Here is a 14,396-nt window from a genome sequence, read left to right as displayed (position 1 = left end):
CTGTATGCCTGCTTCCGATAGTATTAAAGAAAAACTGAAGCACTTGCCGAACCGGCCGGGCATCTATAAATTCTTCGATGAAAACGGTATCATTTACGTGGGAAAAGCCGTGGACATCCGGAAGCGGGTCAGCAGCTATTTCAATAAATCGACGCAGCACAACAACAAAACCCGGCAGCTGATCTCCCGCATCCGCAACATCGAGTTTACCATTGTCGATACGGAAGCGGATGCTTTCCTGCTGGAGAATAACCTGATAAAGCAGTATCAGCCCAAATACAACATCCTGCTGAAGGACGGCAAGACGTACCCCTATATCTGCATCGTAAACGAGCGTTTCCCCCGCGTGATCAGTACCCGCAACAAGATCAACGACGGTTCCCGGTACTTCGGGCCTTATGCCAGCGTTACGGCCATGAACGTGGTACTGGACCTCATCCGGGCTTTGTATCCGCTTCGTACCTGCACCTACAACCTTTCTCCGGAAAATATTCTGGCCGGTAAGTTCCGGGTTTGTCTGGAGTACCATATCGGCAACTGCAAAGGTCCTTGCGAAAACCTCTACGACGAAGAAAGCTATAACCAGCACATTCTCCAGATCCGCAACATTCTTTCTGGGAACCTGGCCATTGCTAAAAATTTCTTCAAAGAGAAAATGACGCTGGCCGCCCAGGAATTCCAGTTCGAGCAGGCGCATGCCTTCAAGCAAAAGCTCGACCTGCTCGATTCTTTCCAGGCAAAATCGACGGTGGTAAGCAATATGCTCACCAACATCGATGTTTTCTCAATTACCTCGAACGAAAAATGCGCCTTCCTGAACTATTTAAAAGTCGTGAACGGCGCCATTATTCAAACCCAATCGCTGGAAGTTCACAAGAAGCTGGAAGAAACCGATGAGGAGATCCTGGCTACGATAATCGTGCAGCTGCGGCATGAATTTGAAAGCGATTCCAGGGAAATCCTGACCAACATCGAGGTAAAACTTCCCCTTAACAACGTTACCGTTACGGTTCCGCAGATCGGCGACAAACGGAAACTCTTGGATTTGTCCCTGAAGAACGTTTTATACCTCCGCAAGGAAAAGGAAAGCACTCAGGAAAAGAATAAGGACAGTAACGAGCTCCGCATCATGGAAACCATGAAAAAGGACCTAAAGCTTACCGAGTTGCCCCGTCACATCGAATGCTTTGACAACTCGAACTTCCAAGGCGATAATCCGGTTGCCTCCATGGTTTGCTTTAAGAATGCCAAGCCTTCCAAAAAAGATTACCGGCACTTCCACATCAAAACCGTGGTTGGACCCGACGACTTTGCCTCCATGTACGAGATCGTAACGCGGCGTTACAAAAGGCTTTTAGACGAAGCGGCTCCCCTCCCCCAGCTTATTATTATAGATGGCGGCAAAGGGCAGTTAGGTATGGCTGTAAAGGCGTTGAAAGACCTTGATTTGTGGGGAAGAATTCCGGTGGTGGGTATTGCCAAAAGACTGGAAGAGATCTTTTACCCTGGCGATAACCTTCCTTTGTACATCGATAAAAAATCTGAATCGCTCCGGCTTATACAGCGCATCCGGAACGAAGCCCACCGATTTGCCATTACGTTTCACCGGAGCCGCCGTGATGCCGGCACCCTCAAAACCGAAATTACCGATATCAAAGGTTTAGGGGCAGCTACGGCCGAAAAGCTGCTTTTAAAGTATAAATCGGTGAAGAAAATAAAAGAACTGACTTTCGATGAACTGGCGGCAGAAGTCGGCAAGCACAAAGCCACTATAATTCAGAATTACTTTTCTGGTCAGAATTCCTAGCGTTTTCAGGCTCCCATTCTAAAAAATCACTGGCAATTTTTCCGCTTAAATAATACCATTTACAAGTTAGAGGCAAATAAAAAAGGAACCGTTGAGTTCCTTTTTTATTTTTCACATTAAAAGCTCCACAAATTGTATTCAAACTCCAGCATTTTATCAGCCTTTTGTTGGGAAGCTAATAACCCTTGTCCCGGTCCTTTATAGAGGTCTTCTAAACTGGCGTTATCCGGATTAGAAACCTTGGTAATAAACGAGCTGAACAAGCGCAATTCAAACGCTTCCGCCAGATTCTTATTCTCAGCATCATTCCGCGGATTTATCCAAAACGCATCAGCTTTGTATAAATGAAAAACTTTTACCAGATCGACATACTTAAAACTACCCACGATAATATCGCGGTTCCGTAAATTGGTTTTCAAGGAAGCCGGCACGATAAGGGTTAAACTCTGGATCTCATGATACATCCGGGAACGCTTCTTATCAAAAATTGCATCCTCCTTAATTTCAAGCAGGTAAAGCTCTCTGGGTAGAAATTCGTTAGCTTTTGTTTCATTGGAATTCACATTGGCAGAAGCAAACCTTTTCCAATCATCATCTTCCTGCCGGGTGAATCCAAGTCGAATCTCCTCCGGGGAGGGCTCATTCCCTTCTTCTACCATGGTCATATTGGCAAAGAACTCTTTTGAAGAAAGCCTGGAAATAAGCGAATCATTTTTGTAAACCGGCAGATCCCCTCTCCTTACCGCTTCAACAAGAATTTTGGTTATCTCATTATTGAAGGCAAAAAGGGGTTTGTTCTGCTTTTCCCGTAGATCAATGGTTCGCCAAACGGTTTTCTTATACATCATATCCTTTGAGGGAATACGATCCGGTTGAACGCTTTCGGAAGTGGAGAATGTTGGCGTTTGCGCTACGAGATTAAAACCAACGCAAAAGCAGGCGACTAAACTCGCTAGAATTGTTTTTTTCATAATTTAAGAAGATTGGTAGTAAAGGAGTATACACTCCTGAAACATAGCAGCAGCATTAACCTTCCACAATTAAAGTGGAATTGCAGCGGAGAGGATCTCTGAAGTAGCAGCATTCTCTAAATGCCTAAGCTGCCTGGCAGCTTAAATTCAGGATCCGGAATGAAAAGGAAAGGCAGAAAGAATTCTGCCTGCTAATTAGAAAAAATGAAGCATTGGCGCCGGCTTCTTTTATAAAACGCTGCCCCTTGTTTTGATAGTATAGATAGCTTTTATTTTATTTAAGCTATTTACTATTTAGAGAATTCCGGTTCGTTAACCTTTACTTCCCTAAGCCTTCTAAAACCTAGTGCTATGTTCATGTATAGGCATAAAAAAAGGAAACCCGGTCAGGTTTCCTTTTTTATTATCCATACGAAGCTTTTAGAAGCTCCAAAGGTTGTATTCGTACTCGATCATTTGTTCAGCGGCAGTTTGCGCTGCTAAAATACCCTGCATTGGGCCACCATAAATATCTTCCAGGCTAGAATTATCCGGGTTAGAGATCTTGGTAATGAACGAGCTGAAAAGTCTCAGATCGAATGCATCTGCCAGGTTTTTATGCTGTGCATCGTTGCGCGGGTTATACCATAACGCCTCATTCGGGTGATCACGGAAAACTTTAACCAGGTCGCTGTACTTAAAAGTACCAACCGGAATATCGCGGCCTTTAACGTTAGACTTCAAAGAAGCTGGTACAACCAAAGTCAGAGACTTTATGTCGTGGTACATCCGGGAACGCTTCTTATCAAAAATAGCATCCTCCTTCATTTCCAGCTGGTATAGATCCTTGGCAAAGTAAAGTTCAGGACCGGTTGGTGCAGCCGCGGCTCCTGCATCGCCACCCCAATCATCAGATCCGGCTGCTGGTGCATCGAAGCCCATTGCTTTTTCCTCAGCAGAAAGCTCAGCTCCTTCATTAACCATGGTCATGTTGGATGTAAACTCCTGCTGGGTTAAGGTTGTAGTAAGAGAGTCGTTCTTGTAGATCGGTAACTCACCTCTCTGAACAGCATCAATAATAACCTTTGTAATCTGACGGCCATCCGCAAAAAAAGGCTTATTCTGCTTTTCCCGCAAATCGATCGTACGCCATACCGTTTTGCGGTACATCATGTCAGATTCCGGAATTGGTCTGGCTGACGGATTGCTGGCAGCTGTGGTAGATTGTTCCTGGGCAAAAGCACCCAGAGACAGAGTCATTGCTACACCTAAGCCTAAAATTTTTAAAGTGTTCATAATAATATTACGGCTAACCTTCAGGTAATTAGTTCAAAGGGATATTGATAATTCTCGTTCCGATATTTACATCTTCTACAGTATTACGGAAGTTCATCCGTTTTACTTCTTTCACCTCAATCGAGATACGGTCACCTTCTTTAGCTATTGCAGCAAAAGAGGTCAGGTTAGCAACTTCGCCGCTAAAGGTTTCCTGAGCAACTGCTTTTCTACCTCTAACCAGAAACGCTTCCCATTTGAATACCCGGTAACGGGCATCTTTCGGCAGGAAGTTTTTAAAGCTTTCATCCGGAATAGCCTTCATTGTGATGCTACGTGGGCCCGGAGCAGCCATACCCTGCTTTTCGTTTACTGGTTTACCGTTAGCTAACGCTACAATTTCCGGCTTTGGTATTAAACGAACCTGGAATTTTTCAGATCCGATTTTATTTCCGCCGCTGCTAACGTTCAGCGTAACTTCTTTTGCACTTGGAACCAGGGTAACTAAACCTTTAGTAGCGCCTTTTACCACAGCAGCACCGGTAGCGCTGAAAGATGGATCATAAGTTGCGCCTAAAGCAGGTACCTGGATATTAAGTTCGTTACCGCAGTTCAGGTAAAGCGCCTGAACGGAGGCAGACTGCACCTGGATTACCGGCTTAGCAACGAAGTATTCTTCTTTTACAGTAAAGGTAGTGTCACGGCCATTATTGTTGATCCGGATCTGACCTGTCCACTGCTGTTTTGAAACACCCTCTTTGTCGTAGTTACCAGCCTGGGCAGTAAATTCGATTTTACCCATACCGTTCTCCACTTTAATCGGGCGGCCCTGGTAAGTCATTGTTGGTGTGATCGCGTTGGAAGAAGCAGCAATGAACATGTCCGCTTTATATTTGGTACCAGCTGCTACAGTTTTAGATTCTGCACGCGCCATTGCAAATATTTTATCGAACTTGATGATGTCTGCACCAACTTTACCTGCTAAAGAAGAAAGCACATCGGCTTCATACTTCAGGATCTCGCTTTCTTTCTGGGCAATTACCGCTAAAGCAGCCGTTAACGGCGTGGCTTCGAAATTTAACTGCGCGAAATCCTTGCTACGCTGGTTTTCATCTTTGCTTGCAATCGGATCTTCTTTTGCGTCGATGGCCAGCTTAGGCATGTTCGGGTTGTACTTCTTCATGAACTCGGTGTAAGCGTTCAGCTTATCTTTCATTTTATAAGCTTCGCCTTTGCCTTTATCAGCACCGATCATTTTAATGGCAACTTTATCTTCCGCACTCGGATCTTTATAGTTACCGTTTTCCATACCACCGGCTTCTTTGATCAGCATATCGCGGGTATCGTTCAGATACTTAATGATCTTAGAAGTTTCTTCGCGAACTTGGGTAGCTTCATCAACTACTTTTTTATCGGCAGCACGGTTACCTGCTTTGGCTACTGCAGCCTCAATGCCTTTCTTAATATCAGCATTGTTGCTGTTCGTTTTCTGATTCACAGTCATTAAACTGTCGTCCAGAAACTTGAATTTAAGTATAATTGCTGAACTCACCTGTAGCGCAAGCAGAGCGGTGAGTACCAGGTACATCATACCGATCAGCTTCTGCCGAGGTGTTTCTTTTCCTCCAGCCATAGTAATTCCTTATTTTAAATTAAAACTGAGTCTATGAATTTATAATGAGATTAACCTCTCATTGCAGCCAGCATATTGCCGTACACGTTGTTCAAAGAGCTTAAGTTCTGGGTTAACTTAGCAACTTCGTCTTTGAACTGCGCAGTATCTTTGCTGGCATCGGTTAAGTTCTCCATAGCGGCGCTCAGGCTGCCGTAGAACTTGTTCATAGATTTCAGGTGGTTGTTGGCATCCTGGAGTTCCATTTCATAAACTGCGTTCAGTGCACCTAAGTTCTTAGTCACGTTCTGAACCTGCTCATGATATTCACGGGCATCGGTAGTAGCACCAGCCATTTGGGTGATAGCTTCTACTGTATGAGAATATGCCTCGTTGATTCTTTCTAAAGAGTTAGCAGCAGATTTCACTTTGCTGGTGTACTCGTCAGTAGCTAAAGTTGCATCGCTCAGGTCTGCCATCTGGGCAGTAGTAGCGCTTAAGCGGCTTAAGCCCTGGCCTAAAGAACCGATAGCATCCGGAGTAACATTTGCTTCTTTCAGCATGTCATCCAGTTTTTTAGTTAAAGAACCGCCGGAAGCTGGTGAAGCAATACCGTCGCCTTGGTAATCATCTGCTAACTGCGGATATACACGTGCCCAATCCGGTTCGTGTGGTTGTGGCTGGAATGCACTTAAGAAGAAGATAACGGCCTCCGTTAAAAGACCTACTGTAAGCATTACACCTGCACCTTCCCAGTGCTGGATTTTGAAGAGTGCTCCTACGATTACGATTGCTGCACCAATACCGTAAATTTTTGGCATTAATACGTCAAACAGGAAACTGCCGCCTTTTTTGCTCATTGTTTAAGAGTGTTTAATTGTTAAAGTGATGAAAGTTAAGTTTTAAAATATAGATTGTTTAATTCTATTAAAATTCATTACCGGAAGAACGGCCCAGGTAAATCATTGCGCTGCGGAAGCCAATGTAAGAACGGGCAGAATCCTGGTATTCAAAATTACGGGTACCGGTTTCCAGGAAGTAAGCAATATCTTTCCAGGAACCGCCACGTACGATCTTCCGTGGCTCCTTGTCATTGTAATAGGTCGGGTTCAAGTCCCAAACTACCGGTACGGCTGCATCATAGTAAGCGTCTTCACACCACTCAGCCACGTTGCCTGACATATCGTATAAACCAAAATCGTTCGGGAAATAAGCGCCTACCGGACCAGTGTAAGTATAGCCGTCGCTATAATAGTCGCCGCGGCCTGGTTTGAAGTTTGCCAGCATACAGCCTTTGGAGTTACGCAGGTAAGGACCTCCCCAAGGGAAGGCTGCCATATCGCGACCGCCGCGAGCTGCATATTCCCATTCCGCTTCGGAAGGAAGACGGAAATTAGGCATTGGCGCCATGCCGTTATCCTTATTGTAAGTATTCTTTAATTTAGTTCTCCAGTCGCAGAAATATTTAGCGGCAAACCAGTCTACACCCACTACCGGATAGTCATCAAAAGCCGGGTGCGTGTAATAATATTCCATTAACGGGTCGCCCATGTGGTAAGTAAAGTCTCTTACCCAAACCGTAGTATCCGGATAAAGTTCCGTCATTACGTATTCTTCTCCCAGTACATCGATTGAATCCTGGCGGATAGCATCCATGAACTGACGGTATTCGTTATTAGTGATCTCCGTCTCATCCATATAGAAGCCACCAATTGTAACCTGCTTGTTCAGGTTAGCCATGGATGCCGCTATATCTTCGTCGGTCTGGCCCATATGAAAGGTACCGCCCGGGCATGGAACCATGCCAAAAGGAACCTCCTGTGGGTTAAACTGTGGTCTGTCTGCAGCACCAACTACATCGCCCTGAGGCCCTTTCTTCATACCGCAGCTGCCTAAAAGGGCCAATAGTGCCACAGATGACAATTTCACGAATTTGTTCATGATGACTAAAAAAGAATAAAATTTGTCGTAATGGGAAATAGTTACAGTTGTACTAATTAGCAAATATATAAAGGGCAATTATCAAATACAACAGTAATTGCCCTTTACCCGAAATTATTTTTAAAACGTGAAAACAGCTTCGCTTATTATACTTTTCAGAAAAGCTAATTTTCGTAACTGAAACGCCCCTACGTTATATAATTAGAAGCTGTAACGAGGAGTTCTGATTGCTGGCTTGGTAGCCAGTGGAGATTGTGGAATGCGGTAAGAAAGCATAATTTCGTAAGAGCTGGTTTCTTTTGCTTCTCTTCCGATTGTTGTAAAATCGTAAGCTAAGCCAACGCGCATGGCATTATCTTTCAGGAAACTGATTCCGGCCATACCGGTAATAGCTTCCTGGTGACGGTAGTTCAGGCCGCCCCAGTACTTACCATCGAATGTTGCGCGAGCGCCAACCTCGAAAGACGGGGAGCTTTCCAGATCATGTTTTAAGAGCACCGTAGGAGTTACCACAACCGAAGAGGAAGCTTCGATATTGTAACCGGCAGTGGCATATAAATGTTTATTGGCAGTTACAGATGTGGTAGTATCCTTACTGGCTGTCTCGAACTCATACTTAGAGCCTAAAATGTTATTCAGACCGGCACCAACGTAAAATTTATCAGCCTGGTACCATAAACCTGCACCGGCATCGAATTTAGCGTCGCTGCTGTTCACCGGAATTTTAGTATCGAAAGGGTCTATGTAGCGATAGCTTCCGCCTTTAGAGATATTGGTGTAAGAACCCTGAACCCCAATTCCGAGCGTACCACTACCTAAAGTCAGGTGGTAAGCATAAGCAAGCTGGCCGTAAGTAATTTTGGTAGAGGCAATTTCTTCCGTTACAAAGTTCACTCCAATACCGCCTTTCAGGGCGCGTACCGGCATAGACACGTTAAACAGAGCCGTTTTAGGAGATCCGCCTTCGTCGTTAAAGTCTGCCTTGTAGTTAAACCACTGGTAACGGCCTATCAGATTGATTTCAGTTGCTTTATTAATACCTGCATACCCCGGGCTAATATACATGCCATTGAAGCCATAATGGCTGAATTGTGGCTGCTGCTGAGCAATTGCTTTGCTACCAGCGAAAAGGGAGAAAAAAATGACCGCGTATAAGATTCTTTTCATAGAACTGGGTAAAAATGTTATTAAATTTAATTAAGCTGACTACCAGTGGTATAGTTGGTTTCAAATTTAAATAAATTTAGTTCAAAACCCAAAGCAAAAAAAAAAAGATATTCGAATTTAGAATATCTTTTCTTAACCGCCTAAAATAATTGGTAAACCTATTTCTTTTGCGGGTGATGTTTCTGAATATACATCTCAATAGCCCCGGTCATGGAAGGTGCATTTGGCATAGGCGCTTCAATATCGAGCTCCAGGCCGGCATCCCTTACCGCTTGCGCCGTGGTTGGCCCGAAGGCTGCTATCCGGGTATTATTCTGCTTAAAATCAGGGAAGTTAATAAATAGCGAGCTGATTCCGGACGGGCTGAAAAAGGCGATGCAATCGTATTTCACTTCGGCCAGGTCAGACAGATCAGAAGCCACCGTTTTGTAGATTACCGCTTCGGCAAAATTCAGATTATTATTGTGCATGAAATCCGGGATATCGTTCTTGCGGATGTTCGAGCACGGATAAAGAAACTTTTCGTTTTTATGCTTTTTGATAATATCGAAAAGATCGGCTGCCGTTTTCTCGCCGGTAAACAACTTCCGCTTGCGCAGCACAATGTATTTCTGAAGGTAGTAAGCCGTTTGTTCCGAAATGCAGAAATATTTCATTTCTGCCGGCATTTCTATTTTAGCCTCGGCGCAGATGCGAAAGAAATGATCTACGGCATTGCGACTGGTAAAAATAATGGCTGTATGCTCCAGAATATTGATCTTATCTTTCCGGAATTCTTTATAGGGCACCGGTTCTACCTGAATAAACTCGCGGAAATCGACTTTAATACCGTATTTCTTTGCAATTGTCAGGTAAGGAGAATTATCGTTTACTGGTTGAGGTTGTGTAACAAGGATGCTTTGTATCTTCTTTGCGTGCTTATTCGTTCCCAGCTTTTCTTTACTTTCAGCCATATTCATTAGGATAGTACTTATAGGAAAAGGACGGTTCTGTGCCGAAAACCGGTGATCAGTAATTAAAAACGATCAGTTTCAGCATTACAGAAAGCGGAATTATTTCCGTGGCGCAAATGTACGAAAATAAATGCAGATTTAGAAGTGGGACTTTTTTATTTAAAGTATTAATAATCCGAACAGTAGTAATTACCAACAAAGTAGAAACGGCCAGGGTAGAAATCCACAACACAACTCCCGGGTGGGTGTGGTTAAAGGCCAGGTACAGCATCATTACAAAGGGCAGGAACATTCCCATAAATAAAATGCTTCTTAAAAACTCCCGGTACTGCAATAATACTACCCCTCCCACATCGAAAATATAAGCCATAATCCGCAGGAACACATACTTCAGAAAAATAAACCCTAAGATGAGAACGGCATCCGAGAAAATACGCGCGGTAATATCCGATTCCGAGAGCCAGAAAACCCGGTTAAAAATAAAGCTGTTCTGAATATTGGCATGTATGGCCACAATGAGCAGGGAAAAGGAAAGCGAAAAGGCCGTAATAAACAGGAAGCTCGACCAGCTGCCGATCGGCTTAGCCAGAAAACCTTCCTCAGGCGGTGTTTTCCGGAAAAGGCTCCCTACCCTGAAAACGCTATTAAAATCGACCGGAAAACTGGTACGTAAACTGCCGTAAATAACTCCAATAAGCAACAGAAATATAATAAAAGCATTCTGGTTGGGCAGCAGCCGGGGCTTATTCTTAAGGTTTACGGTCTGGCTGGCATAGAGCGGGTCGTACTTTTCTTCCGGCAGATAATTTTGAAAACCGGCCAGATTGGGCAGCGCATTCGGGCTCCAGACAGCAAACAGGTATTTCCCTTCCGGCTTCGGCAAAGGTATAATACTGGTTAAATCGATGGTATAATTAGCACTGGAGTCTGCCCTAAAGATCAGCCGGTTATCCAGGAAAAGGCACAGACCATTGGTGGCAGGAAAAGAAATCTCGAAGGGCTGATCGCGCTTAATAGCGAGCCACTGGTAAAAAGCCCGGCGCTCCTCGTGTCCCCCCTTTACATAAGGCACCAACCGGTTTGCCCGGCCCTCATTTACCAGCCAGCCGGAGGAAAGCGTATTGAACGAAGTTACCCTTACCGGCTCCCGGTCAGGGTACTGCGCAAAAGCGCCCGTGGAAAGCAGCAGCAGGATACCTGCCAGCCAGTTTTTAAAAGAAGTTTCAGGAAGAAAGGCTCTGAGCACCCCGGGTCTTGTAAACACCTAAAAACAAACTCAGCACTAAAGAAAAACCAAGCAGCGCGCCCAGCAGGTATAAATTACCCCACGACGAAAAACTCAGCACGAACAGGATCACGATCCCGTTTATAAAGCCCAGCAGCAGCACCGTGCTTATCTGCTGAAAGCCCATGGCCAGAATGCGGTGGTGGATGTGGTTCTTATCCGGCGCAAACGGCGACATTCCTTTCATAACCCGGATAAACGATACTCTTAAGGTATCGAAAAGCGGCACGAACAGAATACCCAATGCTACGCTAGGCGACGATTCTACGGCCCGCATTTCAATGAACTGAATGGTGAGAATGGAAACAATAAAACCGCACACCAGCGAGCCGGTATCGCCCATAAAAATAGTGGCTTTGTGAAAATTATACCGTAAAAACCCGAGCATCCCTCCGATCAGGCAAAGGGCCACCATGGCATAATTCCCGAACCGATCGCCGCCGTATTGATAAAAATACCAGCCTAAAGTGGCCGCAATTATAGTAACGATCGTTCCGGCCAGGCCGTCCAGGCCGTCGATCAGGTTTATAGCATTCGTTACCCCTACAATTACCAAGAAAGTAAAAGCATAACTAATGCCGACCGGCAACTCCTCAATTCCGAAAATTCCCTGAAAGCTGGTAATCCGGATATCGGCCATAAACATGACAATGCCGGTGGCCAGCAGTTGCACCACGAATTTTTTAAAGGCTGAAATAGTAACCAGGTCGTCTTTTAAGCCAATGAAAAAAAGAATAATACAACCGGCTAAAAGTTGCTGCACGCCATTTCCCAGGTTACCGAAAATGGTAAGGGCCGACATAAAACCGGCAAAAACCGCCACGCCGCCTAACCGGGGCGTTAACGATTCATGAACGGTCCTTAAATTGGGTTGGTCCAGAATATTTTTAAGGTGGGCCACATAAATAATGGAAGGCACCGCAAAAATTGCGATGAGAAAGGCCCAGCTGAAGGATAAAATATAGTTGATGGGGATAATCATGGTGCTAATTCGCAAAAGTAAAGAAATTGGATTTCTTTCTGTACTTGCGCCTGTAATTTATTATCTATTTAGGGATAATCCTGCTCTTTTTTAAAATTTATTCTGAAATCAAACGCTGCCTTTCTGTTTTAAATTGCCGGTAATCGTACCAAAACCCCGAATTAAGTACATTAAACTGCTAAAAGCCAACCCGATTCCGGTTTAATCCCCTTTCGTGAGCAGCTAGTAGTGCAGAATTCCTTTGGCCTGAAGGATGGCAATATCTACGAGGTTTTCCGGGATTATGGATTCAGGTACAAATACGTATTTTTTATCATAGATCTTGGTACCGATATAATAGCTTACCCAGTATTCGTTTGTAATATGAAAGATTTCCGGATCTATGGGCTCAATTTTCACCGCACTTTTCGGCTCCACCAACTCGAACATGTGCCGTAGCACAGAGGTTTTAATATCCTCCCCGCCAACCTGGCCATAGCCTTTCGAAACTACGATCACGTTTTCCAGCTGAAACGGATTATTGTTTATCAGGAACACATTCCAGATATCCTGGTTCAGCTCATTGGTTTCCTGGGCAATGGCAATAGCCACCCCCTCCACCGGTTCGAAATCAATATGCTCTTTCATCGGCCTTTACATTAATGGTTGCTTCAAAAAGATCGGCAAGGTGCTTTAAAAGCTTTTCTTCCACTTCTGCCATGGCTACTTCCCGGCCAAGTTCCTTTTGCATAGAGGTTACAGCCTTATCGGTTATACCACAGGGCACAATATAATTAAAATACTCCAGATCGGTATTCACGTTCAGGGCAAACCCGTGCATGGTTACCCAGCGGCTGCATTTTACGCCCATGGCACAAATTTTCCGGGGCCGGAGCTGTTGCTCATGGTCGAGCCAGACACCGGTAAGGCCCGGAATACGGCCGGCCGTAATGCCGTACTCCGCCAGCATCAGGATCACGGCCTCTTCTAAAAGCCGCAGGTATTTATGAATATCGGTAAAGAAATTATCGAGGTCGAAGATCGGATAACCTACTAACTGGCCCGGACCGTGATAGGTAATATCGCCGCCCCGGTTGATCTTATAAAAAGTAGCGCCTTTTTGTTTGAGGAAGGCTTCGTTTATAAGGAGGTTGTTTTCGGAGCCGCTTTTGCCCAGCGTGTACACGTGCGGGTGCTGGCAAAAGATCAGGTAATTGGACGTTACTTTTTCTTCTTCCGGAGCTACCGCTTTCCGGTTAAGCGTTTTAAGCTCCAGTAAACCGGCAAATAATTTTTCCTGAAAATCCCAGGCTTCCTGGTAATCGATGCTGCCAAGGTGCAGAAATTCAACTTCTTTATTCTGATGATAATTCACTTCTTTTTTCTTTTATCCGGATACCGTTTTCAGGCATAAACCGGAAATCATACATTAAGCGCCCGCTTACACAAAGCACTCCAGCACTTTAAAATCGCCGTCGGGAACTAAGGTAATTTCTTTAAGAACCGCCGGCACCAGAACCGAATCGCCGGCTTTGAGCGGCATCTCCCCGGTTCCATATTTTAAAGTTGCCTGCCCTTTAAGGCACACCAAAATTACGAAAGAATTCAATTCCTTGTAGTTACGCGCCAGCGGAAGGTCTAAATGAAGTACATTGGTAGTAAAATACGGGTTCTCTACCAGGCGTACCGCTTCGTTTTTCTTTGGTTCGTAAGCCGTTTTATAGGAATTGTAGTGCTTGTAATCGATCGCATCCAAAGCCTGTTCGGTATGGAGTTCCCGCTTCTTGCCAGTGTCGTCGGTCCGGTCGAAATCGTAAATGCGATAGGTAATGTCGCTGCTTTGCTGGATTTCGGCCAGTAACAAGCCTTTGCCAATGGTATGTACCCGGCCGGCCGGAATGAAAAAAACGTCATCCGCCGACACTTCCTCCTGGTTCAGGATCTGCCCTAGGGCGTTGTCGTTTAGATGCTTCAGGTAAATATCCTGGTTTATTTCGCGGTTAAAGCCGCTTATCAGTTTAGCACCTTTATCGGCTTGCAGAATGTACCAGACCTCGGTCTTGCCTAAACTCTGGTGCCGTTCCTGGGCCAGGGCATCGTTGGGGTGCACCTGGATGGACAGGTCTTCGGTGGCATCGATGAATTTTACCAGCAACGGGAATTCTTCGCCGGATCTTTCATACACCTTTTCTCCTACCAGCCGGCTTTTATATTCTTTTATTAAATCTGTTAACGCCCTGCCGGCCAGCGGCCCTTCGGCCACCACCGAAACATTATCCTTAATGCCGGATATTTCCCAGGTTTCGCCACAGTTCTTTAAAGGGCTGTAGTCTTTTTGTAAAATGGTCTTAATTTTATCGCCACCCCAGATCTTGTCTTTAAAGATGGTTTTAAACTTAAGCGGGTACAGTTCAATCATTTCTTCAACTCAACAACAACAAAACG

Annotated in this window: 13 protein-coding genes; 1 reads left to right on the top strand and 12 read right to left on the bottom strand. The window is 44.9% G+C overall.

All coding sequences use genetic code 11. The features are described 5' to 3' along the window. Positions 1-4: 4 nt before the first annotated feature. On the top strand, positions 5-1,807 hold the full coding sequence (gene uvrC / locus F0P94_RS14155) for an excinuclease ABC subunit UvrC (RefSeq protein WP_150904545.1): 1,803 nt from the start codon (positions 5-7) through the stop codon (positions 1,805-1,807). A gap of 116 nt (positions 1,808-1,923) precedes the next feature. On the opposite strand, the gene porN (F0P94_RS14150) is transcribed toward uvrC, so the two are convergent. The 12 genes from porN (F0P94_RS14150) to F0P94_RS14095 form a co-directional block, all read right to left on the bottom strand. Further along, complete coding sequence (porN, locus tag F0P94_RS14150) at positions 1,924-2,778, bottom strand: type IX secretion system ring subunit PorN/GldN (protein ID WP_150904544.1); 855 nt, start codon at positions 2,776-2,778, stop codon at positions 1,924-1,926. A 420-nt stretch (positions 2,779-3,198) separates the two neighbouring features. Further along, positions 3,199-4,053 (bottom strand): type IX secretion system ring subunit PorN/GldN, encoded by an 855-nt coding sequence (porN, locus tag F0P94_RS14145; RefSeq protein WP_150904543.1) that lies wholly within the window; start codon positions 4,051-4,053, stop codon positions 3,199-3,201. A 28-nt stretch (positions 4,054-4,081) separates the two neighbouring features. Beyond that, on the bottom strand, positions 4,082-5,665 hold the full coding sequence (gene porM / locus F0P94_RS14140) for a type IX secretion system motor protein PorM/GldM (RefSeq protein WP_150904542.1): 1,584 nt from the start codon (positions 5,663-5,665) through the stop codon (positions 4,082-4,084). A 50-nt stretch (positions 5,666-5,715) separates the two neighbouring features. After that, the gene (gene porL / locus F0P94_RS14135) at positions 5,716-6,504 is read right to left on the bottom strand and encodes a type IX secretion system motor protein PorL/GldL (RefSeq protein WP_150904541.1); all 789 of its coding nucleotides are present in this window, start codon (positions 6,502-6,504) and stop codon (positions 5,716-5,718) included. 67 nt (positions 6,505-6,571) lie between these two features. Beyond that, complete coding sequence (gene porK / locus F0P94_RS14130; RefSeq protein ID WP_150904540.1) at positions 6,572-7,585, bottom strand: T9SS ring complex lipoprotein PorK/GldK; 1,014 nt, start codon at positions 7,583-7,585, stop codon at positions 6,572-6,574. Between the two features lie 201 nt (positions 7,586-7,786). Then, the gene (locus F0P94_RS14125; RefSeq protein WP_150904539.1) at positions 7,787-8,752 is read right to left on the bottom strand and encodes a PorP/SprF family type IX secretion system membrane protein; all 966 of its coding nucleotides are present in this window, start codon (positions 8,750-8,752) and stop codon (positions 7,787-7,789) included. A 158-nt stretch (positions 8,753-8,910) separates the two neighbouring features. Continuing rightward, positions 8,911-9,705: a uroporphyrinogen-III synthase gene (locus F0P94_RS14120; RefSeq protein ID WP_150904538.1), complete on the bottom strand. Its 795-nt coding sequence runs from the start codon at positions 9,703-9,705 to the stop codon at positions 8,911-8,913. Between the two features lie 55 nt (positions 9,706-9,760). Continuing rightward, positions 9,761-10,951 carry a DUF4271 domain-containing protein gene (locus F0P94_RS14115; RefSeq protein WP_150904537.1) on the bottom strand — a complete coding sequence of 397 codons (1,191 nt, stop codon included), beginning with the start codon at positions 10,949-10,951 and terminating at the stop codon, positions 9,761-9,763. After that, entirely contained in the window at positions 10,929-11,972 is a 1,044-nt protein-coding gene (locus F0P94_RS14110; RefSeq protein WP_225307225.1) for an MraY family glycosyltransferase, read from the bottom strand. The genes F0P94_RS14115 and F0P94_RS14110 overlap by 23 nt, the downstream gene beginning before the upstream one ends. A gap of 222 nt (positions 11,973-12,194) precedes the next feature. Further along, the gene (locus tag F0P94_RS14105) at positions 12,195-12,599 is read right to left on the bottom strand and encodes a hypothetical protein (RefSeq protein ID WP_150904536.1); all 405 of its coding nucleotides are present in this window, start codon (positions 12,597-12,599) and stop codon (positions 12,195-12,197) included. Continuing rightward, the gene (lipB, locus tag F0P94_RS14100; protein WP_150904535.1) at positions 12,583-13,326 is read right to left on the bottom strand and encodes a lipoyl(octanoyl) transferase LipB; all 744 of its coding nucleotides are present in this window, start codon (positions 13,324-13,326) and stop codon (positions 12,583-12,585) included. The genes F0P94_RS14105 and lipB overlap by 17 nt, the downstream gene beginning before the upstream one ends. A 66-nt stretch (positions 13,327-13,392) precedes the next feature. After that, complete coding sequence (locus tag F0P94_RS14095; RefSeq protein ID WP_150904534.1) at positions 13,393-14,370, bottom strand: type I phosphomannose isomerase catalytic subunit; 978 nt, start codon at positions 14,368-14,370, stop codon at positions 13,393-13,395. Between the last annotated feature and the right edge of the window lie 26 nt (positions 14,371-14,396).

The organism is Adhaeribacter soli (assembly GCF_008727925.1).
GTDB lineage: Bacteria > Bacteroidota > Bacteroidia > Cytophagales > Hymenobacteraceae > Adhaeribacter_A > Adhaeribacter_A soli.
This window is presented reverse-complemented; position numbering and strand designations above follow the sequence as displayed.

Bases quoted from the DNA above. Each gene is read 5' to 3' on its own strand.
- uvrC (WP_150904545.1), top strand. From the start codon at position 5: ATGCCTGCTTCCGATAGTATTAAAGAAAAACTGAAGCACTTGCCGAAC.
- porN (WP_150904544.1), bottom strand. From the start codon at position 2,778: ATGAAAAAAACAATTCTAGCGAGTTTAGTCGCCTGCTTTTGCGTTGGT.
- porN (WP_150904543.1), bottom strand. From the start codon at position 4,053: ATGAACACTTTAAAAATTTTAGGCTTAGGTGTAGCAATGACTCTGTCT.
- porM (WP_150904542.1), bottom strand. From the start codon at position 5,665: ATGGCTGGAGGAAAAGAAACACCTCGGCAGAAGCTGATCGGTATGATG.
- porL (WP_150904541.1), bottom strand. From the start codon at position 6,504: ATGAGCAAAAAAGGCGGCAGTTTCCTGTTTGACGTATTAATGCCAAAA.
- porK (WP_150904540.1), bottom strand. From the start codon at position 7,585: ATGAACAAATTCGTGAAATTGTCATCTGTGGCACTATTGGCCCTTTTA.
- F0P94_RS14125 (WP_150904539.1), bottom strand. From the start codon at position 8,752: ATGAAAAGAATCTTATACGCGGTCATTTTTTTCTCCCTTTTCGCTGGT.
- F0P94_RS14120 (WP_150904538.1), bottom strand. From the start codon at position 9,705: ATGGCTGAAAGTAAAGAAAAGCTGGGAACGAATAAGCACGCAAAGAAG.
- F0P94_RS14110 (WP_225307225.1), bottom strand. From the start codon at position 11,972: ATGATTATCCCCATCAACTATATTTTATCCTTCAGCTGGGCCTTTCTC.
- F0P94_RS14105 (WP_150904536.1), bottom strand. From the start codon at position 12,599: ATGAAAGAGCATATTGATTTCGAACCGGTGGAGGGGGTGGCTATTGCC.
- F0P94_RS14095 (WP_150904534.1), bottom strand. From the start codon at position 14,370: ATGATTGAACTGTACCCGCTTAAGTTTAAAACCATCTTTAAAGACAAG.